Below are 25,057 nucleotides of genomic sequence, written 5' to 3'. Positions count from 1 at the left end.
AACCTTCATCCAGATTTTGCGATGTGATTTCATTCAACTCGCAAAGTACCGCAAAGCCCCCCTGAAGCAACGGCGAAGCGAGGTCGATCGCACGAGTCTCTGTCGTTGGAGTTCCGCCTTTAGGCGGTCTTTATCGCAATTGGCCGCCTAAAGGCGGAACTCCAACTTATTGATCGAGTCTCGGGTTCTCCTCGCTTCGACGATTGTTTTGTTGCTGCGCGATCTGCTGGCCGAGTGCTTGCTCTGCCGTTACGAAATCGTCGAGTGTCAGTTTGAAGCCGCGGATCATGCCGCCGCGCGGATCCCAGGCGATTAGTCGCCAGAGTACCAGGATTGCGGGACCATCGGATTCTCCAGCTAGTCGACGGATGAGCCACTCGCCATAAGCCAGATAAGCACAAGCGCGGCGCGTCTGCTTGGCCAGCACGATTTGTTCGGCATCATCTTCGCTCAGAAAGTACGCTTGCTCCTTCGCCAAGGAGAGCAGGCTTTCGGTCATCAAGAAGTCGGCTCGTCGCTTATCGCCAGCTGTCAGTTTCTTTGCCTGCAGATGAGGGGCGTTGACGATTCGCACGCAGATCGGGCAGCCGCAAATTCCTGTTGGTCCCTCGCCGCGTGTGCCAGGCTTGGCGACGACATCGAACGAGGACGTCAGATAGGTGCTGAAGAAAGCTGCGAACTCGGTGAGTTCGCTCGGGTGAGGGTGCAACGGAGCAGGAATCACGAAGGCGAAATTGCGGAGCCATTCGGTCACCGCTTCGGGCCCGCCCGAATGATTGGCTACGCGCGAGATCGCGATTGTTCCTTTGCCAATCTGCTCGCTCAGCCAGAAGAGCAACTGGTAACTGCGATCGCGAATGCTGATCGCCTGCTGAAGTTTTTGCAGATTGAGTGGAAAGTCTCCGCGAGCAAACTGGGATCACGCTGGTGCTGGAAAAGACACGCGAGATGCCAATCAGGTTCGCGGGAGAACTCAAATCGACTGCCTTGGGCTATTTCGAGCGCAGCGGATGCCTTCGATTAAAACAGCTCGTTAATTACGGCACCGTGGTCGACGGAGACAATCGGGCGGCCGGTGAGATCGGGATAGTGAACGTTGGGATCGACCCCAAGCACTTTGAACAGCGTTTTATGCAAGTCGCCCGGCATAAGCGGCTGATCCTTGGGAACTTCGCCCAAACGATTAGTGCTGCCAATCAGCCGGCCACCCTTGATACCGCCGCCGCCGATCAGGACCGACATGGCGTTCCCCCAGTGATCGCGACCGGGAGTTCCCATGCTGCCCGGAGGGCCGCCGTTACCGCCGTCGTTCATACGCGGTGTGCGGCCGAATTCGCCGCACAGAACGACTGTGACTTTGTCGTACAACCCTCGCTCCGACAGGTCGGTGAACAGGCCATGCACGAGTTTATCGATGATGGGCAGATACTTGTCGTACCCGCTTTGCAGGTTCCAGTGATGATCCCAGCCCCCGAAGTGACAGGTGACGAATGTCGTTCCTGCTTCGACGAGTCGGCGGGCTAGCAAAGCGCTTTGCCCCCACGAGTGGCGGCCGTACATATCGCGAGTTTCGGGCGTTTCTTGATTAATGTCGAAAGCCTGGCGAGCTTTCTCGCCGGTGATCATTTCGTACGCGCTTTGATCGAACTTGTCCATCGCTTCAAGCTTGCCGCTGCGATCCATCTCACGCCGGAGCCTGTCCATGCTTGAGAGGAGATTGCGGCGATCTTCAAGTCGATCGACCGACATGGTCTTACCGAGCGTGAGATTCTTCACTTCGAATTTGGGATTATTCGCATCCCCTTCGGTTTCGAAGGGATTCTCTTGCGGGCCGATGTAGTTGCCGCCGAAGTAGCCGGGACGCAGACCGATGCTCATGGCATACGGAATGGCGACGTTGGCTGGCATGCCGTGTTGGCGCGGGCCCGATTGCTTGGTGGCAATGCCGCCGAAGAATGGGAATTTGCCAGCTTGGGCAGCACCACTGGGGCCGCCGCGGCCGGTGAGCATCCAGTGACCGGCGGTGAAGTGGTCGCCGTTGTTGTGATGCATCGAGCGAATGACCGAAAACTTATCGGCCACTTTCGCGTGCAGCGGAAAGAGTTCGGTCACCTGCATGCCAGGGACGTTGGTGTTGATCGGCCGCCAGATGCCGCGATACTCGGGCGGCGCTTCCGGCTTCATGTCGTACGTGTCCATGTGCCCCGGACCGCCATCGATCCAGAGCAGAATGACCGACGTATCTTTTTTCCCCACCGACGCAGCGGAAGCTTCTTTCAACTTCAGAAAGCTGCCGAGCCCCAAACTGCCCATGCCAGCCAGACCCAGTTGCACAAAGCTGCGACGGGAAACGCCATCGCAATAGGGGCCAGTCCGGCCAGCATCAATTCGCAACATGATTCGCCTTTCGTCCCGGGGTAGGTTCGATCCATCTAATCTGGCGACTGGCTGCGGAATCAGGTGGGACCGCAGTCAGGGAGTTAACTGGTGATACTTGAAGCTAAGTTCAAAGTCGCACCAGAAACGTAGCTATCAAAGCACGTTGATTGGTATTCTAGGTCGGCTGAATAGCGGCCGTCAATTGAGTAAGTCTCGATCTGTAAAAAAACTCTTTCGTTTCTTCGGAGCCATCTCCGGGCTTGTCCCTAACTTCCATCCGGCCTTATGTTACGTCGTTGCGAGCCTCCTTTTCAGCGGAGCTGAATCAGAACGCCCGATGCGCCAGACCTCTTCCATTCCCGCGATCCAACTGCAAAGTACGTCCGCGCGCTATGGCAGCCCGCTCGACTCGCCGCGCGGTTGCCCACGAATCACACCAAATCGCCCGTTAATTTTGGCCGCCGCGACGAAAACAGTGCTCGGTTTGGTGGCCGAGTCAGACGATGAATTGCGGCAGACCGCCAGGCAGCGGCTTGAGGCGGTTTTATTCCTGGCCCGCGAACCGCTGAATACTCGCAAACTTAGTCAATACGCCAACTTGGCGGATGGAACTGAAGCCCGTACACTAATCCGCCACTTGAACGAACATTACGATGCCGTGGGGCGGGCGTTTCGAGTAGAACAGGTGGCGGGTGGTTTTCAATTGATGACTCGCCGGCTGTTCAGTTCCTGGCTTCGTCGGCTGGGGCATGTGCCGCCTGAGTTGAGATTGTCGGCACCCGCCCTGGAAACGCTAGCAGTAATTGCCTATCGTCAACCAACACCGCGGGCCGATATTGAGGCCATTCGCGGAGTGAACTGCGGCGAAGTGATTCGCCAACTAATGGAACGTGACCTGGTTCGAATCGGCTCGCGTAGCGAAGAACTCGGTCGCCCCTATTTGTACAACACAACCAAACGATTTCTCCAATTATTCGGCCTGGTGAATTTAGACGACTTACCCCGCGCTCAAGAAATGCGAACGCTCATGGCTCCGGCCACTACGGCGAACCCAACCTTGAGTCTGGCTGTCGATTCTTTTTCACCTCTGGCCGATGAACCGTACACCGATTCACCGTAGCATCACCGCAAGAAGGAGTTCGACGTGAGTGTTTTGACCCCGGATCGATTCTGGCTGGGCGAAGAAGAAGCCGCCGACTGGAAGGCCGGTGTTTTTTCTGCGACTACGCAGCCGGTCGTCCAGTCTCCCCGCCTAGATGACGAAGACGACTTTGAAGAAGACGAACTCGATGACGACGAGGACGATGACCTCGACGACGAAGAAGACGATCTTGAGGAAGATGAAGACGACCTCGACGACGAAGACGACGAGGACGATCTCGAAGACGCCGACGAAGACTTCGACGACGAATGGGAAGAAGTCGACGACGAAGATTTCGACGATGAAGACGAAGAGGAAGAAGACGACGACCTCGACGACGATGAAGACGACGACTGGGATGATGAAGAAGAGGAAGAAGAGGACGATGAAGAGTAGTGTCGGAGGGGCCGGAGTTTAGTGGCCAGGGACCAGGGGAATGCAAGCAAGGCATTCCCCCCAATCTTTGCTTCCGAAATTCGACTCCTTCGCAAATTGTCGTGCTTTAGTTCCTCATCCATCCCTGGCCCCCGGCCCTTAATCTCTGGCCCTCACCCGCAATGCCCGAATCAACTGCTCCGCGCGCAAGCTTTAAACGCATCATTCTCAAGCTTTCGGGCGAGAGTATGAGCCATGCAGGCGAGCGCGGGATTGGCGTGCCAGAGGTCATGCATATTGCTGGGCAAGTTAAACTGGCGCACCAGGCTGGCTGCCAGATCGGGTTGGTCGTAGGGGGAGGAAATATACTGCGCGGCTCGCAGTTCAAAGGTGCCGGAGCAGGCATTCAAGAAGCGACGGCTCATTACATGGGCATGTTGGCGACGGTCATCAACGCGCTGGCTCTGCAAGACGCGCTCGAATCGATCGGTTGCCAGACGCGAGCCATGACGGCCATCAAGATGGACGGCGTCGCCGAGCCTTACATTCGCCGGCGGGCGAAACGTCATTTGGAAAAAGGTCGCATCGTCATCCTGGCGGCGGGCACCGGCAGCCCATTCGTGACGACTGACACCGCTGCCGCCCAGCGGGCGATGGAACTCGAAGCCGAAATTCTGATGAAGGCGACCAAGGTCGACGGCGTCTACAGCGACGACCCGGAACGCAATCCGCACGCCATGCTCTACAGCGAACTCACGTATAACGCCGTTCGTGAGCAAAACCTGCGTGTCATGGACAGCACCGCCATCGCGCATTGCATGGAACACAAGATGCCGATTCTGGTGTTCAACTTTCGCAAGGACGGCAACGTCCTCCGCGCCGTCCGCGGCGAAAAAGTGGGCACGCTCATCAGCAGCAAAGCCTAACTGCTCGTATTCCCTCGCCTCGGTACTTGTGGGCAAGGATAAGCTGCATTTACTCCCTCGCCTCGGTACTCGGGGGAGAGGGTTGGAGTGAGGGGCTTGCGCTGTGAAGAGAGCAAGATCTCGGACTACCGCTTGCTGCCCGCGTGATACAATTCCCGCATGCGCTACAGCCTTCGATCATTAACGATCTTGGTCATCCTGGGTCCGCTCTTGATCGCCGCGGGTTGGAAATCGTATCAGCAGTGGCGCGAGCGGCAGGTCATTCTCCAAAGCAGAGTTCCCTGGGAGCTCGATGATTCGGAAATCTTGCCAAACATCCGTTGGTAAAGTTTTCCCGAGAGCGATCCTAGTAGCCATTGATCCATTGTTTGATGACTGAATTCAACCCGTCTGGCTGTGGTTGATTCGCTCCACTGCCGCTTGAATCTCGTTGACCATGTTGTGAGTCTGTCCGCCCAGCCTAAATAGAGGAGTGAGCAAGATGCTGGGGCGAGTTTCCTTAAGCTCTTGGCACTCGGGCAACGACAAGGCGAGTTCGTACCAGCATTCGTCCGACGTTGATCTTCGCAAAGCGCAAATGCCGAAATTTTCCGGAATTTCAGCAGGCAAGAACTCGAAGCCATTTTTCGGTGGAATTGGATATTCAGGACGAACGAGAAACCTTTTATAGCCGGGCTGCACGCGATCATACGCCTGCTTATTGGCGCCTCGATAGATGATCGGTGCTGTATCTCCTTCCGCGCCAAAAGCGCGCAACTGGGCGATCAGTTCATCACTGACAATGGGTACTCCTCCACCGCGAGAGAGAACGTGTGGTCGTTGACGCGAATGTTCTTCACCGGAGACCGGCCGTCCACTGGTATACACGGGCTCATCCAAAGGCAAGATGCGCCAAGCCAAGGCCGGTTCAGCAAGACTGACGTATCCATCAGCATTCAAGCAGGCTCCGATGCAGTCGTCTGGAATGTTCTCCCAGAAATTCTCGAGGTAGAGAGGCGATATCGAGAACTGGTTGATATGCAGACCAGCGTTTGAAAACGCGGTGATGACCTGTTCAAGTTCAACTTCGCGGGCGTAGACGCGGATATCAGATTGGCAATTGGGAAAGTACTTCCCAGCCTGGCGATCAATGATCGCCCGCGCTTTCAGTTCCGGCAGTTCTGGCGACACTTCGCGAGTGCGAAAGATGATCAGCATGTCCAGACTTGGATGAATAAACATCGTGCTTCCGCTCTGACTGAAGTCGCTCCGACATATCTATACGCAACCTACTTAGCCCTGTCGGTGCCAGGAAGGGATTGCAAGCAGATTCTCGTCCTTGCGCTTTCGCACCCTTGCCGCGCCTACCTTCAGTCGCAGCAGCAAGATATACTGAGCGGGTTCATTCCGGCGGTTAAGGCCGTTGAATTTCGTTCCCTCGATCCGGGCAATGCATGGCGACTACCGAAGAACCACGGCGGCAATCAGCACGATACGTGCTGCGATACGGTTCGACGCGAGCGCTCGGCATCTTCAATGCGCGCGGTAGCGAGCGCTATGGTCGTGGCATGAAAGTCGTCGCCCGTACGCAGCGGGGGCTCGAAGCGGGCGACGTGCTGTGCGAAGCGACCGACGATGTCGCCAAGAGCTTGAGCGGTTCTCCGGGCGGCGCGATCTTGCGCGAACTGAGCCAGGAAGACGCCAACGAACTCGTTCACATTCATAGCAAGGAACGCAACGAGTTCGAGGTCTGCCGCAATCACGTAAAAGACCTCGGCCTGCCGATGGAACTGGTCGATGTTGAGCATCTGTTCGGCGGCGAGCGCGTGGTGGTGTATTACCTGGCCGAAGACCGCGTCGACTTTCGCGACCTGGTGAAGAAACTGGCAGCCGAGTTTCAAACCCGCATCGAGATGCGCCAGATCGGTGTGCGCGACGAAGCCAAACTGCTGGCCGACTATGGTGACTGCGGTAAGCCCGTCTGCTGCAACACGCACCTGCACGAAATGCCACCGGTGTCGATGAAGATGGCCAAGCTGCAAAAGGCGACGCTCGACCCGACGAAGATCTCTGGCCGCTGCGGGCGATTGAAGTGCTGCCTGCGCTACGAATACGATACGTACGAAGAACTGCACAAGACTCTGCCCCCCGCTGGTTCTGAGATTGTCACGTCCACCGGCCGGGCCCGCGTGCTTGGTCAGGAGATTCTCACGCAGCAGTTGCTGGTGCAGATGGAAGATGGCCGCCGCGTGTTGATTGGCGTCGCTGAAGTCCTCACGATTCTGAAGACTGGCAGCGGCAATGTTCGCCGTGGCCGCTCGCGCGATGCCGAAGAGGATCAACAGGACGATTCGGGCGCAGCACCTGCCGGCGAGACTAACGCCGAGAACGAACCGAATGATCGCAATGATCGAAATAGTGGCTCGCGGCAACGACCAACCGGTGCTGGTTCGCAGCAGCGGCGCGATGACCAGCGTGGGAGTCAACAGCCGCGCGATCCACAGAACCGCGAAACGAAACCGCCCGAGGCGAATCGTCCGGCAGAAGTGCCGTACGACGATATGTCGCGCGGTGAACTTCCGGCCAATGCGCCTCCATCAGATCCCAGCGCCAACTTGCCGCCGACAATGCCCCCCACGCAAGTCGAGCAGCCTCCGCCCGATCTTTCCTCTCCTTAATTCCCGTCCCGTAAACCTCGCCGTACTTTATCGATCCTCAGGAATCCTGCCGTGTCCAAAAGCATGACTCCCGATATCCATCCGCTCATCAAACTGCTCTGTGAAGACCGCCGCTACAAGCTGGAGGCTTATCAGTTCGTACGCAGCGGACTGGAATATGCCCAGGATGTGCTGGAACTCGGTCGGCAGGAAGAAGCGGCAGTCGCCGAAGGTGAAGTTCGTCAAGTGCGACACGTCACCGGCCAGGACTTGTGCCACGCGCTCAAGTTGTACGCTCACGATCAATACGGTTTCATGGCCAAGCTGGTCCTCGCGGGCTGGGGCATCACGTGCACCAGCGACTTTGGCGAGATCGTTTATAATCTGATCAAGATCGGCGAAATGACCAAATCGCCGGAAGATCGCCGCGAGGATTTTGACCAGGTATTTGATTTCAATCAGGCCCTGGTCAGCGAATTTGTGATCACTGCCGCCGACGAAGCGGCCTGAAAGAATTGCAGATTGATGATTTTAGATTGCAGATTGAAAGGCAGTCTATTCCTGTTCTCGATCTGCATTCTTAAATCTGCAATCTGCAATTCAATTTTCAAGGAAGACCCATGACTCCCCTCCAATCGCTCGTAGCCTCCGGTACCAAGTTGTGGCTCGACTCGATCGACCCTGAACTCGTCAAGCGAGATCGTCAGGAGGGTGCCACCGGGGCCACTTCCAATCCAGTCATTATTTCGGACCTGATTCGCACCGGTCGGTTTGACGACGAGATCGTTCGCCTCGCTGCCGAGGGTTCGACCGACGACCAGGTCGCTTGGAAGTTGACCGACCGCCTGGTGGGGCAAGCTCAGCAGGTTTTTTTGCCTGTCTGGCAAGAAACCAGCGGCAACGATGGCTACGTCAGCTTTGAACTTGATCCTCTGATCGAAGATCCGGTAGCGAATATGCCGCATGCCGAGCGGGTGGCCAAATATGTCGAACTCGGGCTGAAGTGGTCTTCTGGTCAGCGGAACCGCATGATCAAAGTTCCCGCCACCCCGGCGGGGCTCGAAGCATTAGAGCCATTATGTGCCGCGAACGTCACGCTAAATGTCACGCTGATCTTTTCGCCCCGGCAGTACGAAGCCGCTCGCGACGCCATCTGGCGCGGCGCTCAAAAGCGTACCAACCTCCAACGCTTCAAATCGGTCTACAGCATTTTTGTCTCGCGCGTTGACATTTACACAGAGAAGCATGTCCCCAAGCTGTCGCCTGCAGCACAGGGGCAAGTGGGCATTGTGAACGCGAAGCAAATCTGGGCGGAGAATTGCCGCTTTTGGGCGGAGAAGAAATTGCCGCTGCAGCAGGAAATGATTTTTGCGAGCACGGGAACCAAGAAGAAGGAAGATGCGCCGTGGAAGTATGTCGAAGCCTTCGCCGGCAGCGACATTCAAACCAATCCCCCGGCCACCAACGAAGCCATCGCCCGCAGCAAGCGCGAGTTCACCCGGCAGGTTGATTCGCTGCCGCCACAGGCCGTCCTCGACGAAATCGCCAAGAAGGTCGACATTGCCCATCTTGAAAAGACTCTGATGGACGAAGGGATTCAAAAATTCGCTGATCCTCAAAAGGCGCTGCTGCAACTGATCGCTGAAAAGCGACCGAGCAAGTAACTGCCGTGAGCGTCGCGAATTCTATGAGAATTGCCGGCGAGGGGGCGCGAGCCATTCGCCGTAAGTTCAGTTGTGCCTCCAATGGGGGGCGTTCAACTTTGCCTCGATAGTTGAACAGCCATTTGCGCCGCAGCCGAGAGTTATCGCACTTGCTGTTCAACAATCGCCCACAAAGTTGAACAAGTTGGTGGTCTTTTCGCGCGTTGCTCTCCAGACTTACGTCGCGACGGTACGCGGTGAATTCTTTTTTTAAGCCCGCCTGTACGAAAAACGGCCTCCAGCCGCACTATTACTGGTAGCGGCTGCGTGTTGCCCGATGACTTTGCTCATCGCCACGTGGACCTTACTCGCGAAGAGGACTGCCGATCATGCGTCTGACACTCGCCACCTTGCTGGCTTATCTCGATAACGTGCTCGAACCGGCCGATTCGCAAGCCCTGGCCGAGAAGATCGAAAAGAGTGATTTCGCTTCGGGGCTAGTGATGCGGATTCGCAGCATCAGCCGCAAGTTGCGAATGGGCGCGCCGAAGGTCGAGGGTAAGGGACTGGGCCGCGACCCGAATTCGGTAGCCGAGTATCTCGATGGTTCGCTGGCACCCGAACGGATTGGCGAGTTCGAACGCTTGTGTCTTGAATCGGACGTGCAATTGGCCGAAGTGGCGTCGTGCCACCAGGTGCTGGCCATGGTGCTGAACAAGCCGGCCGATGTGCCCGCCAATCTGCGCGAGCGAGTTTATGAACTGGCCAAGAAGGCCGAAGCGGCCCGCCTAGCAGGACCGAGTCGTCTCGACTCGTCGCACTCTCCCATTCACGACGGTGCTCCCCCCGTTCCGCCGAAGCCATCGAGCGCCGCGACCTCAGCGACGACCTTACAACCGCCGAGCGAGAATGGCAAAGTCGCCGACCCGGTAGCTCCGCCAGTCGCCAAGACGATGGTTGTGCCCGATTATCTGAAGGCAGCGCAAGGAAGCGGCAACTGGCTCTGGGCAGTTGCACTCGCGACCGTCTTTCTGATCGCCGTCGGTGCCCTGCGATTGATGGGTCCATTCGATGGTACGCATCCATTGGCCAAGTTGCTGGGCATGGGCGGAGCAACCGTTGCTGTTGTTCCCGCACAACCCAACGGCGATCCGCTGGAAAACCCGAATCCCATTTTAAATCCCAATGCGAATTCTGTTCCCCCACCCCTCGTGCCGGGAATTCCTGCGGATCCGGCCGAGAATCCTGGCCGCGCAACGCTGCCGGGCGATCAATTGCCGGTGCTGAATCCGCCCATGCCCTTGCCGGGCGAAGGCGTTCCTCCTCTGCCAATTCCTGTTACGCCAGTTCCTGTCGAGCCCGCGCCCGGTGAAGCTCGCACCGTTGATCCAGTGGACGTGAAGCCGATTGTCCCGCCTCCCCCCATGCCGTTGCCAGTTCCGCCGCCGGTTGATCCCCTAACGCCTGCAGAGCCGAAGCCCCTAGAACCGATCCCGGTTGAGCCAAAGCCCATCGAACCGATGCCGACCGTGGTGCCAGCCGAAGAGGTTGATGCTGGCCGCTACACTTCCGATGAACAGGTGCTCGCCCAGTTGGTGGCCGACCCGAAGATGAAGACGAATCTTTGGTATCGGTTGGCTCCACGCTCGCCCCTTACGAGTGGGCAGCGGTTTATAGTGTTGCCGTCCTATCGCCCCCATCTTACGCTTGCCACCGGCCTGCAAGCGATGTTCGCCGGTGAGTCGGCCTTTCGCATGGACAAGCCGACTCAGCCGGGCAGTGCGGCAATGACCATCGAATATGGTCGCGTGGTACTCGTCTCTGTCGGAGCGGCTGGCGGTCAAATCGAACTCAACTTGGCGGGACTGAAGGGTGTTGTGACCCTGGCTGACGCCGATGCTGCAGTCGCCATTGAAGTCCGTCGTTTTCTGCCACCTGGTATCTCTGCTGACGATCCGCGTGCCGAGTTGGTGCGCGTGATTGACCTGTTCGCGCTCGGTGGCCGCGTGGTTTGGCAACCGACCGGTGACGGAGTCGACAAAGCAGAGGCCATCGAGATTCCGGCTTCGCAAGTTGTCATTTACCTGGCTGATGAGCTGCCGCGCATGGCTGGCCCTTTTGAACAGCCAACTTGGGTCGATGCCAAAAGCTTGCCCGATATCGAACGTCGCGCTTCGCTCGATATGGAAGCAGAATTGCCCCTCGATAAGCCGCTTGATATTGCTCTCGCGGAACATGCCACGGGACGGCGCGTCGAGATTCGTTCGCTCGCTTCCCGGTCACTCGCCGCGCTCGATCAGTTCGAGCCAATTCTGGCCGAACTTAACGATCCGCGGCAATATTCCTACTGGGCGGCCGACATCGATTCGCTGCGGTTGGCACTCACTCGTTCGACCGACACGGCCGGCCGCGTCTTTGCCACCTTGCAGAATCAACGTCCCGAGAACGCCAAGTTGGTCTACGAAATGTTGCTGGGTGCGAGTGACGAACAATTGACCAGCGGCGCGGCCGAGAAGCTGGTGAAGGCACTCGAGAGCAGCGATAACGATGTGCGCGTCGTCGCGCTCGATAGTTTGCGGCGAATCACGGGGCTAATGCTGATGTATCGTCCCGAAAAGCCGCTCGCTTCGAACACCACCTCAATTCAGAAGTGGCGCGAGAAACTGAAGGACAACCTCATTACCAATCGGATACCCCCTTCGCCGCTGAACGAGTACAAGCCGCTCACGCCTTAAGCCGGGCGTTTAATTTCCGGGGCCGTCGATCGTCCGATCAAGCCCCGAGATAACGGTGCCATTGCCGGCGGGGCGCGGTGCTGGGGGAGTAGTCGCGGCAGCAACTACAGCCTGATTGGCAATGGCTTCGCCCCGTTCGTGACGGCTCCACCAGCCTTCGGCGTCGTCGAGTGTCCAAGGTTGAACGATGGGTACGCGGTCGAGCATCGCGGCCAAGTCGCGAGCCGTTTGTGGTCGTTTACCGCGGGTCTTCTCCAGGCAGGCGAGTATCGCGTGTTCAAGTTCCGCGGATATGGCCCGGCCCGTTCGTTTCGAAGGGGTCTCGGGAATTCCATCGACATGCTGCTGACACAGTTCGGTCAACGTCTGGGCATTGAAGACGGTCTGGCCGGTAAGCAGGAAGTAACCAACGGCTCCGACGGCGTACAGGTCGCTGCGAGCATCGACCAGGTCCGGCGTTTGAATCGCTTCGGGAGACATATAGAGCGGTGTGCCCGAGAGATCGTTGCCAGTTGTTGATTGACGTTCGTTCAAAGCCTTAACGAGACCGAAGTCAAGCACCTTGATGACGTCTGGCTCGGCACCACGGCGATTGAGCATGATGTTGGCGGGCTTGATGTCGCGATGCACCAGGCCCAGCGAATGGGCTTCAAAGAGCGAGGCACAAATCTGTTTCAGGATGCTGATGACCCGGGCTTCGCTTTGCGCGCCGTAGCGTTCAACGAGCGTTTGTAGGTTGATGCCATCGAGAAACTCCATCGCATAATAAAAGACCCCTTCGGGGGTGCGACCAAAATCATAAATGGCCACGGTATGCGGATTGTTGAGCTTGCAGGTAATCTGCACTTCGCGTTCGAAGCGGGCGAGTGATGACTCGTTCACCCGATCGACCTCCAGCATCTTGATTGCCGTCGGCCGTCGCAGCATGGCATGGTGCCCGCGATAGACTACGCCCATTGCGCCCGCGCCGATTCGTTCTTCCAAGCGGTATTGCCCCAACTGCTTGGCTTCGATGGCAGCCTTCTGGGCCTCGCGCTGCAGGCGCGTAACCACGATGGTAAAGATGAAGATGGCGATCGCACTGAGTGTGAGTAAACCGAACAGTGTATAAAAGGTCCGCTTGAGAATCGTCAGCGGGGCGAAGGCTTCCGCGTATTCGACTTTGGTGATCAGCCCCATTTCATATTCCGGTAGCCACGTCCACGCAGCGATCGAGGGGACGCCGCGATAATCACGATGTGGAGTCAAGTCGACGCCCGTGGAACCGCTGACGAGTTCTGAGGCAACTTTAGTTAGGGGGAGTTCTTCGCGGTGCTTGGTACGGCGATAGTCGCGTGTGATATCACCACCTGGGTCGCGCACCTGAATGTTCAGAATCGAAGCCGCCTCCTTCGTGTCGGGAATCAGGCCGAGCAGTTTCAGGTCCTTATCGAAGCGGCTGTTAGACACGAGCGTCCCGAACTTATCGATGGCATATGTCTCGCCTGTTTGGCCAAACTTGCCGAACTGCAGAATCTCGGTAAATTCTTTTTCTGGCCGAATGCGCATTCCGAGCACGGCAATGATCTGAAAGTTCTCGTCGCGCACCGGCACGCAGGCGAGCATGGTGGGGAGGCCAGTTCGTAATTTGCCGTCGTGATCTTTTTGTAAGGCAATGCTCGCGTAGGGAGGCGTGACGGTTGATCTGCCATCCAGAACTCGACCAAGGAGGTCGTCGTAGCTGGGGTGGGTCTGGCCGATCAGTTCTTCGGAGTTAGAAGCCACGACGCGCTGATCGCGATTGGCCACGATGTAGCCGAAGAACTTATGCGACTGCATCCCCGGCTCCAACTCCGTCTGGAGCCGCGCTTGAAGTTCCTTAATCGCCGTCGGTGCAATCGCGGCATCTTGCTCAGCGGCCAGTTGGCGAGCCTTAAGGATGGCCTCGATAGCGTGCCTCACCTCCGGTTCGCTGGCCAGTGATAGCGCGTTCGACTCTTGCACGTGGAACCATTTTTCGAGCATCGCCCGCTCGACATCGCGGAGCGTTGTCAGCTGCGAACGGAGGTTGTCTTCCATCGTCCGCTGAATGGAAACACGGACGAAAAACCCGACTGTCGCCAACAACACGACCGCGATGATGGGCCAGACCCAGATCTGCTTTTTGAGCAACAGGCGAGTCCGCGACATGGTCCGCCCAATCGACGTTTGCCCAAACGTCATGTGGGCCTGCCCCGTACGTGCCTCGCGATTGCGTCCTATTAACGAGCCAAGCCAATTCCACATAGGAGCGATGTCGCGGGGTTCAAGGGTCAAAAAGAAACCTCAACCAGCGCGAGCTGAGGAACAATTGATCCTAGTCACGACCCCTGCGACAGGCAAATGTGCTGCTCGGGGGCAAGCCAGAGATTGCGGTTGAATCAGGCCAACAGTGTGGGCATGCAGGTTACTACATCGCAGAAATCCTGCAGCTAGTCACCTTGCGCTACCGAACTTCGGTAGCTAACGAACATCAAAGATTATTGCTTTCTACACATACTGAACGCGCTGCGCGACCGATTGTCAGCCGGTTCTCCGAACAGCGAGAATAGTGCGGTCTCTTTCCTAGTCTTATCGAGAGCTGCCATGACCATTCAGTCTGTTAGTGAAAGCCGACGTCACTTCCTCGCGAGTGCAGCCTCACTGCTGGCTGCAGTTCAGCTGCCGGTTGCCAGTGCGCAAGAGGCAACAGGAGAACCGGTTGCCAATGCGAATGATGATCCGCTGCCATCCTGGAATAAGTGTGCCGCGCGCACGGACATCCTGGACTTCGTGGCCTGCGCCACGGATGCTGATTGTCCGAACTTCATTCCACCTGCGGAGCGCATCGCGGTATTTGATAACGACGGCACGCTCTGGTGTGAACAGCCGGTTTATGTGCAAATGCAGTTTGTCTTCGACCGCGTCCGCCAACAGGCTGCGCAACATCCCGAATGGAAAACAGCGGAGCCATTTGCCGCAGTGCTGAGGCACGACATCAAGGCACTGGCAGCTGCTGGCGAAAAGGGAATGCTGCAGTTGTTGGCAGCAACTCACACAGGCATGACGACGGCCGATTTTGAGCAGATCGTGACGCAGTGGCTCGCCACTGCCAGACATCCCAAGTTCGACCGTCCGTACACGGAACTCGTCTATCAGCCGATGCTCGAAGTGCTGGCCTTTCTGCGCAGCAAGGGCTTCAAGGCCTATATCGTTTCAGGTGGCGGCATCGAGTTCATGCGCCCCTTTACTGAGCGCGTGTATGGAATTCCGCCCGAGCAGGTTATCGGCAGTTCAGGCAAACTCAAGTACGAACTGCGCGATGCTGAGCCGGTCCTCATGCGACTCGCAGAGTTGGATTTTGTTGATGACAAAACGGGGAAGCCGGTGGGCATTCAAAAACTTATCGGCCGGCGGCCGGTCTTCGCCTTTGGCAATTCCGATGGCGACTACGAAATGCTCCGCTGGACAACTGCGGGGAAGGGATCGCGCATCGGTCTGATCGTGCATCACACCGATGCGGAGCGAGAATACGCCTACGATCGAGATTCCCATGTCGGTCGCCTCGCGCGTGCTCTGGATGAAGCGCCCGATCGAGGCTGGTCCGTCGTCGATATGCGGCGGGATTGGAAAACCATCTTCCCGCCAGTCGCGAAATAGCAATCAACAGCGCTGCTGCGCTGGCTTAAAAATCGGCGCTGTACTTTTGCGTCATCTTTCGCTTGATGTCGCCGGTCGCCTTCTCGATTCCCTGGAAAATGTCGCGAGCCTGATTGCCCGAGGTAACTCGCTCTTCCGTCGCGGCCTGTGTCCTCGCGTGAATGTAAGCCTGCTGATCGGGAACGGCGTAGGTGTTGGTATATCCGTAGGGAGTATAGCCGCCACCAAACCAGCCATCGCGAACCGTATAGCCGTAGGTATTGGTCTGCGTGTAGTAGTCGTATTGCATCGGTGTGTCTACCTGACGAATTCGCGAGCGGGCTGCACCGGAACGAATCGCGTTGTACGACGAGCGGAGCGTGTCCGAGACATAGGCACCATAGTCGACCAGTTCTGGGTCGACATAAAGAACGGAAAGCTGATCGATCTTGTTCGCGTACTTGCTCATCCAGACGCCAATTTGCCCCATCGACGAGACGGCGGTTCCTTGCTTGGTTTGCTTCAGATCCTGCAGTTGGCCTTCGACTGCGTGAAAATACGCGATCGAGGCTTCCTTCATGATCTCTTCCTTGCTCTTGGGAGTGGCGACCTTGGCAGGGTCGAGTGGCTTGAGGGACGGCGGACGATTGAACAAGCTCGAAACGCGGCGCATTCCGCTAGGCGTTAGGAAGCCCTCAAGTGAAGCACTCTTGCCGCTGACTTCCGGCTTCCAATCGTAGAATTCGTTCAGCATTACGCCGTGATTGCTGAAGGCATGAATCATGGCCGCTTTAGCCATTTCTGGCGCGAGCGAGATATCGTCGGTGAAATCGATCTTCACTTTGCCGAAGGGCTTATCGGAAAAGGTGACACCAAGCGTAATGCCCCGCACACCGGCAATCGTCTGGGCGACGAGTTCCGGATCGAGCTTATTCTGCTTGACGAAGTCACCACCGGCTGCGAGATGAGCCCGCACTTCGCCGATGGGAAACGCCCCTTCCAAATCGATGGCAACAATCACGGGAGTGCCGCGATCGTTGGCATACTTGAATGCTTCAAACAAGTAAGGCGAAAGATTGAGGTCGTTCTTTGCCAGCACGCTGCGCAACCAGCGCGTCGTCGATTGACGATTGGCGGGGGCCATGAAGGCGGCTGTTTCCGTGTCGAACTTTACTACATAGGCGTCGCTGGGGAGCGCGACAACTTGCAAATCAGCGATCACATCTGGGGCTCCGCCCGTCATTTGGGCAACCTTCGCCATGTCGGGATTGTGATCAAGTTCGATCACTGCAGCTTCCCAGACGGGAGTCCACAACTGCAGGTCCATATCCATTGCCAATACGGCGTGTTTGGCATCAGGAGGCAAAAACGAAACGCCTGAAGAGAATGCCTTATCCCGCTTCGATGCCCAGTCCTGCTGAATCGCGATCGGGCTGGCCATCAACTTTTCGACGTTTACAAACGCGACGACATTGGCCGAGTTAGGTATCTTCGCGGCTAGGTCTTGAAACTGACCCAGCGCTGGACTGGCCAAAGCGACCAGCAAGAACAACAGCGACCACGACCAACTCAAGCAGGCTTTCATGGCTGATTCCAAAAACGCATTAGCAGTAGAGAAGACGAAGGGCTCTGACCGATTCTAGTTCGCCACTCGTCCGAGGTGAAGCCACTAGCCTTATAACTTGGCAATCCGCGGCCAAAGAGTGCCGATCTGCGACGATCCCGCGTTTGGTAGTTGGACGGAATGCGTCCGATTGCAAATCAGCCCTTATTGCCCCATAATCGCCCGCTCGACTGAACGAAGTTTTGCAGTGACCCGTGGCAGGCAAAGAACCCGATGAAAATTCACGAATACCAAGGCAAAGAACTGTTTCGCAAAGCTGGCGTCGCCGTGCTCAAGGGGCAAGTGGCCCGCACGCCTGAAGAGGCAGCAGCTGCGTTCACCGCCCTGGGCGGACCGATCGCCGTGGTGAAGTCGCAAATCCATGCCGGCGGTCGCGGCAAGGGAACCGTCAAGGAAAACCCAGCGCAGCGCGGCGTGCAACTGGTCAAGTCAGCGGAAGAAGCTGCTACCGTTGCTCGCAATTTGATTGGCAACACGCTGGTTACGATTCAAACTGGCGAAGAAGGCAAAGTCGTCAATCAGGTCTTCGTCGAAGAAGGCTGCAAGATCGCCCGCGAATTGTACCTGGGCATCGTCCTTGACCGCGCCGCGGCCAAGCCCGTGCTGATGGTTTCAACCGAAGGTGGCGTGGAAATCGAGAAGGTGGCACACGACACCCCCGAAAAGATCTTCAAAGAACATTTCGATCCCCACGCTGGTCTGTATCCCTACCAAGTTCGCAAGCTCTGCTATCGCCTGGGCATCAAGGGCCCAAGCGTCGCCAGCGCTGAGAAGTTCATGCGGGCCCTCTGCAAGCTGTGGGTTCAACTCGACTGTGCGATGGTCGAAGTCAACCCGCTCGTCGTGACAGAAGCGGGCGACCTGGTCGCGCTTGATGCCAAGGTGGCTTTCGACGACAACGCGATGTTCCGCCACAAGGACTTGCTCGAACTCCGCGATTTGACCGAAGAAGATCCGGCCGAAGTTCGCGCCAGCAACACTGGCCTGTCGTACGTCAAGCTCGATGGCAGCATTGGTTGCCTCGTCAATGGTGCTGGCCTCGCGATGTCGACGATGGACATCATTAAGCTGCACGGTGGCGAACCAGCGAACTTCCTCGATGTCGGTGGCGGTGCCAACGAAGCTCAGGTGACTGAAGCTTTCCGCATTATTCTGTCGGATAGCAATGTGAAGGGGATTCTGGTCAACATCTTTGGCGGCATCGCCAAGTGCTCGACGATCGCCAACGCAATTGTGGCAGCCAGCAAAGCGGTCGGCTTCACCGTGCCGCTGGTGGTTCGCCTCGAAGGGACCGAAGTCGAAGAAGGCAAGAAGATCCTTCGCGAGAGCGGCGTCAAGCTGATTGCGGCTGACGGCCTGACCGACGCGGCGAAGAAGATTGTCGAAGCGGCCAAGAGTGCCTAACGCACACGGCCGCGATCGTTCCTCAATCTGCAATCTCAAATCAACAATCTGCAAATAAGAACTTCCCATGAGCATTTTGATCAACAAGAACACTAAAGTCATTTGCCAGGGCATCACCGGCAAGGCTGGTGCGTTTCACACCAAGGGCTGCAAAGAATACGGCACCAAGATGGTCGGCGGTGTCACGCCGGGCAAAGCTGGCGAGACCGTCGAAGGTCTGCCGGTGTTCGACACCGTGATCGAAGCCGTCGAGAAGACCGGTGCCAATGCCACGATGATCTTCGTCCCCGCTGCCTTCACGGCTGATGCCATCCTCGAAGCGCTCGATGCGGGCATCAAGGTCATCGCCGCGATCACTGAAGGTGTGCCGGTCATCGATATGATCCGCGTTTACGAAGTGATTCGCCGCAGCGATGCGGTGCTGATCGGCCCTAACTGCCCCGGCTTGATCACTCCCGGTGAATGCAAGATTGGCATCATGCCGGGCTACATTCACAAGCCGGGTAAGATCGGCATCATGAGCCGCAGCGGTACGCTAACTTACGAAGCTGTTTGGCAAACGACTAATTTAGGACTTGGCCAGTCGACGTGCGTCGGTCTCGGTGGCGACCCGATCGTCGGCACCAACTACATCGACCTGTTCAAGCGTTTTCAGGAAGATCCGCAAACTGAAGCCATCTTGATGATGGGCGAAATCGGCGGCACCGCCGAAGAAGAAGCTGCCGCGTTCGTCAAGGAACACGTGACCAAGCCAGTCGCTGCGTTCATCGCGGGCCGGACTGCTCCGCCGGGACGTCGCATGGGGCACGCGGGTGCGATCATCTCCGGGGGCAAGGGAACGGCTGCCGAGAAGGTGGCTGCTCTTCAAGATGCCGGCATCGAAATCGCCGATAGCCCAGCCACCATGGGCGAAGCAGTGGCCCGCGCGATTCAGAAGCGCAAAAAGTAAGCAGCAAGCAACGTCATTGCTCGACGAACAGAAAAGTCGCCGCATCGTCGGCGACTTTTTTATTGGATGGATTATTCGTCTTTAAGCACGCAGCGAACTTTTGGTCGCATGCTTGGTTTTGCCGTTAGCGGTATTTGTCCCAACGGATGCCACGTCATCGGCCTCGCCGTTGCTAATTTCTAGCGAAGGGGTGAAGTAGGGGGCCGAATCGGTTACGTCTTCGGCACTCATCATCGTGGCAACCCGCTGCAAGGTCGAGAGAATCTGTGTCGCCTCCCAAACCTGCAAGCGAGTAAGTTCCGTGCGGAACTGATCGCGAAGCAGGGATGGTGCCTCATTGGACAGCCGACGACCTTCTTCCGACAGTTGCAGCGAAAAACTGCGACGGTCATTTTCGACGCGGGCGCGGGTAATCAATCCCCGCTGTTCCAGTCGTTTCAAGATTCCAGCTACGGTCTGCGGGCTGACATGCAACTTTTCCGCAATATGTCCCGGAGTAGCCAGCGGGCTCTTTTCCAATTCGCGGAGCGCGCCCAATTGAGGTGCGGTTAAGCCGTATTCTTGCCAGAGGTACCGAGAGTAACCTTCTACCGCTTGTGAGATGCGGCGAATGGCCACGATGATTTCGTCGTCGAGAGAAATTGCGCTAGGCACGAGTAATTCCGATTGCCGAAGTCCTGGGAGGGACATTGGTTACTGCAGAAACGTTGTCAACTGCGATCACCCTGGCCAGGACGCCGTTGGCAACACTCTAACAAACATCTAACCATCGTCGATCGGAGAGGTGTCGCTCAAAACCGGTCGATCTCAAAACTTTCTCGCCCCGGCAGCGACTTTGGCCGTTCACTTAACAGTAATCGATCGAATTCGTTACGCAATGAGGTAGCCCCCGTCTACAGGTAGCACAACCCCCGTGATGAATGACGCTCCCGGCGAACAAAGAAATACGGCCGCTGGAGCTACTTCTTCTGGCTTGCCCCACCGCCCAAGAGGGGTTCTGGCAAGTATTTTCTCTGAACGATTTGAGTCATTTCGCAGCGGCTCGGTCAATTTTGTCTCGATCCACCCTGGAGCAAGGGCGTTGACCCGAATTCCCTCCGTCGCCCACGAGATTGCCAGTGATTTTGTCAGTTGGGCAATTCCACCTTTGCTGGCACTATAAGCTGGTGCTGGACCACTGCCGAAAAAACTGAGCATGCTGGCAAGATTCAGCACGCAGCCCTTACTTTCCGCCAGTCTTGACTTACATGCCGCTGCCATTCGCATGGCACCGTTCAGGTTGATGTCGATCACGCGGGCGAACATTTCGGGCTCATGTTCCTGCCCGCGCAAGATCACTCCGGCGGCATTGACCAGCACATCAATACGGGGCAGCGAACCGACGAGTCGCTCGATGGCTACGACATCGGTCACATCCAACTGTTTCACGGCCAGTTGCGTCTGATTGGCAAATTCGCGCTGGCACTCGGCAACTTCAGCGGGTGAAACTCCGGTCGCGATGACGCGACAGCCTTCCGCTGCGAACGCGCGGGCAATTGCCTGCCCGATTCCACTGGTTCCACCAGTAATGAGAACCGTCCGGAGCGAGTCGAGATTTTCTGGGTTCTTCATGTGGTCAGGCCGACGTAAGCGAGGTAATCAATTCAGGCTGCGATCTTCGCCGCAACGTGGTGAGCATTGTTTATAATCCGGCAACTTGTTCGCTGGTAACCGCTCCTCACTTTTGTCATCGCTGGAAACATCATGTTCGATAAGCCCGCCCTCATGGACCTCGTTCGTCAATCGGCTTTGCAAGTGGGCGACTTCACGCTCGCCTCAGGCAAGAAATCGCATTACTACCTCGATTGCCGCAAAATCACGCTCGACTCTTGGGGTGCGAATCTGATTGCAGACGGCATGCTCGAACTACTAGGGGATCCGCTCCCAGCTGCCGTCGGAGGTATGGCCATTGGCGCCGATCCTATCACGGGCGCCATCATCACTGTGGCGGGGCGCCAAGGTAAACGGATCAAGGGCTTTATCGTCCGCAAAGAAGCCAAGCAGCATGGCACGGGGCGCGATGTGGAGGGGCCCGTGACCGCTGGTGAAGAAGTGGTGATTGTCGAAGACGTGGTGACGACCGGTGGAAGTTCGTTGGCCGCGATTGAAAAAGCTGAAGCGTTTGGCCTGAAAATTCGCGGCGTCCTTGCGATTATCGATCGCCTGGAAGGTGGCCGCGAAACGCTCGCCGCACGTGGCTACTCGCTGCAAACATTACTTACGATTCGCGACTTTGGCCTTGAGCCCGTGAAGTAGCTGCTGCCCGGTTCCTGCCCCTCTCCACTTACTTTCGGCGAAACGATCTGTGACTTCATGAGTCAACTAAGGCATGGTATGAAATTGGTCGTAATTCTGCTTCTAGCTGTTGTTGTACTTCGGCCTTGCTCTGCGGAAACAGCACTTAATAAGCACCGCGACTGGAAGCATTCGGGATCGATGTGGATCCTGACGACGCCGGAGGGAGCGAACCTGCCTGCGAAGGCGACCGTCGAAGACTTTCCACTGCTCGTTCGTCTGCACAAGGACTTCTTCGATTTCAGTCAAGCGAAGTCAGCCGGCGACGATTTGCGATTTTCGTCGTCCAGTGGAGAAGCATTGGCCTACCAGATTGAACAATGGGATGCCACGCAGGGAACTGCCGCGGTGTGGGTGCGAGTTCCCAAGATCACCGGAAACTCGCGCCAAGAACTGAAGTTGCATTGGGGTAATTCGAATGCGGTGAGTGCGTCGAGTGGGCCCGCTGTGTTTAACGCAACGAATGGCTACGTCGGCGTGTGGCATATGAATCACCCGGTCCACGACGACGTCGGTACCTTGGCTAGTACCGATACCGGGACGACGTCAACGCCAGGAGTGATCGGCAACGCTCGCCATTTTCCCGGCGGTAAAGGTGTATTTGGCGGCGACAAGATTCCGAACTACCCGGCTGGTGCCAGTTCTCACAGCACTGAAGCATGGTTTCGAGTTGAGCGGCCTAATTCCACGATCATCGGCTGGGGTAACGAGGGTGGTGGCCGCGGTAGCAAGGTCCGCATGTTGTTTCGCAGTCCGCCGCACATCCGGATCGACAGCGACTTCTCGGATGTGCGCAGCGATAGTCGCCTGCCGCTGAACGAATGGATTCATGTCGTCCATACCTATGACCGCGAGGACGGCCGGATCTACATCAACGGCCAGCTCGATGGCTCTGCCAAACCATTGCTAAACATCAAGAGCCCCGGTCGGCTGTGGCTGGGTGGTTGGTACCACAACTACGACTTTGTGGGCGACCTGGATGAAGTTCGAGTTTCGCAAGTCGCACGATCGGCCGATTGGGTACGCCTGCAGTACGAGAATCAGAAGCCCCAGCAATCGTTGGTCGGCCTGCTGGTTCAGCCCGGTGCCGAGTTTTCTGTTTCCGAAAGCAAGCTCAAAATTGCTGAAGGTCGCGGCCAGACCTTGACCGCGAAAGTGGGCGGCGCGCAGAAGGTGTTCTGGATTCTTAAGTCGGGTGAAGAGGAAACGATCGTCGCTACAGACCGGCTCTCGGTTCCGTTCCTGGCAGGGCGAGTCGTTGGCGACCAGCAGCAGATTCTGCAACTGCGAGCGATTTATCCCACGGAAGTGAAGACGCAGAACGTTGAGATTTCGGTCAGCGAAGCCATTCCCGAGCCAATCTTCAAATTGACCGCTCCCGCGAATTGGGACGGCAGGCGGCCGCTGGAGATTGTTCCGCAGATCGAGAATCTGGCTGCCATGCAGACGCAGGGGGCAGGACAACTGACCTTTGCCTGGTCGGTCGACGATGTGGCGGTGATCAAGGAAGTTGTTCCGGGCAAGCTGAAGTTGAAACGGGCCCTGGGGAGTGGACCGCTAAGGATCTCTGTCGCAATTGATAATGGTGGCGCGAAGTCCCAGCAGTCGACAACCGTCACCATCAAGGAACCAGCAGGCAGCCAAGATGCGTGGGCAGTCAAACCGCAGACCGCCAGCGAACAGCCAGTGGACAACCAGTTCTATTCGCGCGACTACCGGAATCCCGACGGCAAGCGTTTCGGAAACCTGGTCTATTCCGGCGTCTTAGCGAACGAAGCAGATTCGGTGTTTCTGCGGGTCTTTGCCGACGACAAGCTGATTGCTACGGAAACGACCAAGGTAACCGCAGATAAAACATATTCGCTGTCAGTGAGATTATCCGCAGGGCTAATTAAATATCGCACCGAGTTTGGAGCAAAGATCGGCGATCGCGAAACAGTGCTGCACACGGCCGCCAACCTGGTTTGTGGCGATGCCTTTTTGATTAATGGGCAGTCGAATGCCGATGCCACCGATATCGGCAAAGAAGATCCCGCGTTCAACAGCGACTGGATTCGCAGTTTCGGCAGTCCAGCCAGCGATCCTCGCAATGCGAGGGCGAACGTCTGGAGTAATGCAGTCGTCCGCAATCGCCAGGGTGGCCAAGGGCAGATTGGCTTTTGGGGAATGGAACTCGCCAGACGGCTCGTCGAGAAAGAGCAAATTCCCATTTGCGTCATCAATGGTGCTGTGGGTGGAACTCGTATCGATCAGCATCAACGCAATGCCGTCGATCCGACCGATGTGACGACCATCTATGGCCGACTGCTGTGGCGCGTGCAGCAAGCCAAGCTTACGCACGGAATCCGCGCGGTCTTGTGGCATCAGGGAGAAAACGATCAAGGAGCCGATGGACCAACGGGCGGTTTTGGCTGGGAGACTTATCGTCCGTACTTTGTCGATCTGGCGGCTGCTTGGAAAACGGATTACCCCAATCTCGAGCAGTACTACCTGTTTCAGATCTGGCCCAAGGCCTGCTCGATGGGAATCAACGGTTCAGACAACAAGCTGCGCGAAATTCAACGAACGTTGCCGTCGCTATTTTCTAATCTACATGTCATGTCCACTCTTGGCATTCAGCCGCCTGGCGGCTGTCATTTTCCGCCCGCAGGCTACGCGGAGTTTGCCCGGCTCATTAGCCCGCTGATTGAACACCAGGTTTACCAGCACCCAGTTTCAAGTCCGATTACTCCTGCAAACGTAACGCGGGTTTGGTTTACGAGCGACCAGCGCGATGAACTTGCACTCGAATTCGACCAACCAATCACCTGGGCAGATTCCTTGACCAGCCAGTTCCATCTAACTGGCGAGCCGAAGAAAGTTGAGTTCGGTAAAACGAGCGGCAATCGGCTTACGCTCAAGCTGAAGAGTCCATCACTAGCGACGAGGTTAACCTATCTCGACAGCGCGAATTGGAGTCCCAACAATCTGCTCTTTGGGCAGAATGGAATTGCCGCCCTCACCTTTTGCGATGTGCCCATCGAAGCGAAGTAATCTCATTCGCCCTGAATGGCCTAGTCCGACCAACTAAGGCTTTTTGTCGTTGACCGGTGGCGCAACGGTTTTGGGAGTTCCAGGGGACTTCGCCGCTCGCTTGTTGGCCACTGCTTTCGGCTTCTTTGGCGAGCTCGACAGACTGGTAGCGCCGGGGTCAACGGCAACAGCTTGGGGGTCTGCTGGGCTAGTATGTTGGCTGGGGGAACTTGTCGCGCCACCCCAAGCCGGAGGATTGCTCG

The 25,057-nt window shown here is 57.0% G+C and carries 19 protein-coding genes; 12 read left to right on the top strand and 7 right to left on the bottom strand.

What is annotated here, in order from left to right:
* Positions 1–166: 166 nt before the first annotated feature.
* On the bottom strand, positions 167–838 hold the full coding sequence (locus ETAA8_RS21445) for a hypothetical protein (protein ID WP_145093083.1): 672 nt from the start codon (positions 836–838) through the stop codon (positions 167–169).
* 182 nt (positions 839–1,020) lie between these two features.
* Positions 1,021–2,397, bottom strand: coding sequence for a DUF1501 domain-containing protein (locus tag ETAA8_RS21440; RefSeq protein ID WP_238397487.1), 1,377 nt, complete (start codon positions 2,395–2,397; stop codon positions 1,021–1,023).
* 319 nt (positions 2,398–2,716) lie between these two features.
* On the opposite strand from ETAA8_RS21440, the gene scpB reads away from it, so the two are divergent.
* From scpB to pyrH, 3 genes are all read left to right on the top strand, one after another.
* Positions 2,717–3,499: an SMC-Scp complex subunit ScpB gene (gene scpB / locus ETAA8_RS21435; protein WP_145093077.1), complete on the top strand. Its 783-nt coding sequence runs from the start codon at positions 2,717–2,719 to the stop codon at positions 3,497–3,499.
* Positions 3,500–3,523: 24 nt separating this feature from the next.
* Positions 3,524–3,916, top strand: a complete 393-nt coding sequence (locus ETAA8_RS34835) for a hypothetical protein (protein ID WP_202921163.1) — start codon at positions 3,524–3,526, stop codon at positions 3,914–3,916.
* A 161-nt stretch (positions 3,917–4,077) separates the two neighbouring features.
* Positions 4,078–4,821, top strand: coding sequence for a UMP kinase (gene pyrH, locus ETAA8_RS21420; RefSeq protein WP_145093074.1), 744 nt, complete (start codon positions 4,078–4,080; stop codon positions 4,819–4,821).
* Between the two features lie 381 nt (positions 4,822–5,202).
* Here the strand turns inward: pyrH and ETAA8_RS21415 are convergent, their stop codons facing one another.
* Complete coding sequence (locus ETAA8_RS21415; RefSeq protein WP_145093072.1) at positions 5,203–6,042, bottom strand: hypothetical protein; 840 nt, start codon at positions 6,040–6,042, stop codon at positions 5,203–5,205.
* Positions 6,043–6,254: 212 nt separating this feature from the next.
* Here ETAA8_RS21415 and ricT point away from each other — a divergent pair, with 212 nt between their 5' ends.
* The 4 genes from ricT to ETAA8_RS21395 all read left to right on the top strand — a co-directional run bounded on the left by ricT (position 6,255) and on the right by ETAA8_RS21395 (position 11,835).
* Positions 6,255–7,478, top strand: a complete 1,224-nt coding sequence (ricT, locus tag ETAA8_RS21410) for a PSP1 domain-containing protein (RefSeq protein WP_145093069.1) — start codon at positions 6,255–6,257, stop codon at positions 7,476–7,478.
* A 51-nt stretch (positions 7,479–7,529) separates the two neighbouring features.
* Entirely contained in the window at positions 7,530–7,967 is a 438-nt protein-coding gene (locus tag ETAA8_RS21405; RefSeq protein WP_238397481.1) for a Minf_1886 family protein, read from the top strand.
* Positions 7,968–8,077: 110 nt separating this feature from the next.
* A complete protein-coding gene (locus tag ETAA8_RS21400; protein ID WP_145093066.1) occupies positions 8,078–9,121 on the top strand; it encodes a transaldolase family protein in 1,044 nt (347 codons plus the stop codon).
* 368 nt (positions 9,122–9,489) lie between these two features.
* Positions 9,490–11,835, top strand: a complete 2,346-nt coding sequence (locus tag ETAA8_RS21395) for a hypothetical protein (RefSeq protein WP_145093064.1) — start codon at positions 9,490–9,492, stop codon at positions 11,833–11,835.
* A 9-nt stretch (positions 11,836–11,844) separates the two neighbouring features.
* On the opposite strand, the gene ETAA8_RS21390 is transcribed toward ETAA8_RS21395, so the two are convergent.
* Entirely contained in the window at positions 11,845–14,037 is a 2,193-nt protein-coding gene (locus ETAA8_RS21390; RefSeq protein ID WP_238397479.1) for a serine/threonine protein kinase, read from the bottom strand.
* Positions 14,038–14,439: 402 nt separating this feature from the next.
* Between ETAA8_RS21390 and ETAA8_RS21385 the strand changes: the two genes are divergently transcribed.
* Positions 14,440–15,492, top strand: coding sequence for an HAD family hydrolase (locus ETAA8_RS21385; protein WP_145093061.1), 1,053 nt, complete (start codon positions 14,440–14,442; stop codon positions 15,490–15,492).
* Between the two features lie 25 nt (positions 15,493–15,517).
* Here ETAA8_RS21385 and ETAA8_RS21380 read toward each other — a convergent pair whose 3' ends face one another.
* The gene (locus ETAA8_RS21380) at positions 15,518–17,056 is read right to left on the bottom strand and encodes a hypothetical protein (RefSeq protein ID WP_145093058.1); all 1,539 of its coding nucleotides are present in this window, start codon (positions 17,054–17,056) and stop codon (positions 15,518–15,520) included.
* Between the two features lie 252 nt (positions 17,057–17,308).
* Between ETAA8_RS21380 and sucC the strand changes: the two genes are divergently transcribed.
* Positions 17,309–18,499 (top strand): ADP-forming succinate--CoA ligase subunit beta, encoded by a 1,191-nt coding sequence (gene sucC / locus ETAA8_RS21375; protein WP_145093055.1) that lies wholly within the window; start codon positions 17,309–17,311, stop codon positions 18,497–18,499.
* A gap of 67 nt (positions 18,500–18,566) precedes the next feature.
* Positions 18,567–19,448, top strand: coding sequence for a succinate--CoA ligase subunit alpha (sucD, locus tag ETAA8_RS21370; RefSeq protein ID WP_145093053.1), 882 nt, complete (start codon positions 18,567–18,569; stop codon positions 19,446–19,448).
* Positions 19,449–19,529: 81 nt separating this feature from the next.
* On the opposite strand, the gene ETAA8_RS21365 is transcribed toward sucD, so the two are convergent.
* Positions 19,530–20,102, bottom strand: a complete 573-nt coding sequence (locus ETAA8_RS21365; RefSeq protein ID WP_202921162.1) for a MarR family winged helix-turn-helix transcriptional regulator — start codon at positions 20,100–20,102, stop codon at positions 19,530–19,532.
* 216 nt (positions 20,103–20,318) lie between these two features.
* Positions 20,319–21,059, bottom strand: a complete 741-nt coding sequence (locus ETAA8_RS21360) for an SDR family NAD(P)-dependent oxidoreductase (protein ID WP_145093048.1) — start codon at positions 21,057–21,059, stop codon at positions 20,319–20,321.
* Positions 21,060–21,191: 132 nt separating this feature from the next.
* Between ETAA8_RS21360 and pyrE the strand changes: the two genes are divergently transcribed.
* Both pyrE and ETAA8_RS21350 read left to right on the top strand, forming a co-directional pair.
* The gene (gene pyrE, locus ETAA8_RS21355) at positions 21,192–21,743 is read left to right on the top strand and encodes an orotate phosphoribosyltransferase (protein ID WP_145093045.1); all 552 of its coding nucleotides are present in this window, start codon (positions 21,192–21,194) and stop codon (positions 21,741–21,743) included.
* 180 nt (positions 21,744–21,923) lie between these two features.
* The gene (locus ETAA8_RS21350; RefSeq protein ID WP_238397472.1) at positions 21,924–24,815 is read left to right on the top strand and encodes a DUF2341 domain-containing protein; all 2,892 of its coding nucleotides are present in this window, start codon (positions 21,924–21,926) and stop codon (positions 24,813–24,815) included.
* Positions 24,816–25,057: the final 242 nt, after the last annotated feature.

The sequence above is a fragment of the Anatilimnocola aggregata genome (genome assembly GCF_007747655.1).
Lineage (GTDB): Bacteria > Planctomycetota > Planctomycetia > Pirellulales > Pirellulaceae > Anatilimnocola > Anatilimnocola aggregata.
This window is presented reverse-complemented; position numbering and strand designations above follow the sequence as displayed.

Excerpts from the sequence above, each read along its gene's own strand:
- ETAA8_RS21440 (WP_238397487.1), bottom strand. The coding sequence starts at position 2,397 with ATGTTGCGAATTGATGCTGGCCGGACTGGCCCCTATTGCGATGGCGTT.
- scpB (WP_145093077.1), top strand. The coding sequence starts at position 2,717 with ATGCGCCAGACCTCTTCCATTCCCGCGATCCAACTGCAAAGTACGTCC.
- pyrH (WP_145093074.1), top strand. The coding sequence starts at position 4,078 with ATGCCCGAATCAACTGCTCCGCGCGCAAGCTTTAAACGCATCATTCTC.
- ETAA8_RS21415 (WP_145093072.1), bottom strand. The coding sequence starts at position 6,042 with ATGTTTATTCATCCAAGTCTGGACATGCTGATCATCTTTCGCACTCGC.
- ricT (WP_145093069.1), top strand. The coding sequence starts at position 6,255 with ATGGCGACTACCGAAGAACCACGGCGGCAATCAGCACGATACGTGCTG.
- ETAA8_RS21400 (WP_145093066.1), top strand. The coding sequence starts at position 8,078 with ATGACTCCCCTCCAATCGCTCGTAGCCTCCGGTACCAAGTTGTGGCTC.
- ETAA8_RS21395 (WP_145093064.1), top strand. The coding sequence starts at position 9,490 with ATGCGTCTGACACTCGCCACCTTGCTGGCTTATCTCGATAACGTGCTC.
- ETAA8_RS21390 (WP_238397479.1), bottom strand. The coding sequence starts at position 14,037 with ATGACGTTTGGGCAAACGTCGATTGGGCGGACCATGTCGCGGACTCGC.
- ETAA8_RS21385 (WP_145093061.1), top strand. The coding sequence starts at position 14,440 with ATGACCATTCAGTCTGTTAGTGAAAGCCGACGTCACTTCCTCGCGAGT.
- ETAA8_RS21380 (WP_145093058.1), bottom strand. The coding sequence starts at position 17,056 with ATGAAAGCCTGCTTGAGTTGGTCGTGGTCGCTGTTGTTCTTGCTGGTC.
- sucC (WP_145093055.1), top strand. The coding sequence starts at position 17,309 with ATGAAAATTCACGAATACCAAGGCAAAGAACTGTTTCGCAAAGCTGGC.
- sucD (WP_145093053.1), top strand. The coding sequence starts at position 18,567 with ATGAGCATTTTGATCAACAAGAACACTAAAGTCATTTGCCAGGGCATC.
- ETAA8_RS21360 (WP_145093048.1), bottom strand. The coding sequence starts at position 21,059 with ATGAAGAACCCAGAAAATCTCGACTCGCTCCGGACGGTTCTCATTACT.
- pyrE (WP_145093045.1), top strand. The coding sequence starts at position 21,192 with ATGTTCGATAAGCCCGCCCTCATGGACCTCGTTCGTCAATCGGCTTTG.
- ETAA8_RS21350 (WP_238397472.1), top strand. The coding sequence starts at position 21,924 with ATGTGGATCCTGACGACGCCGGAGGGAGCGAACCTGCCTGCGAAGGCG.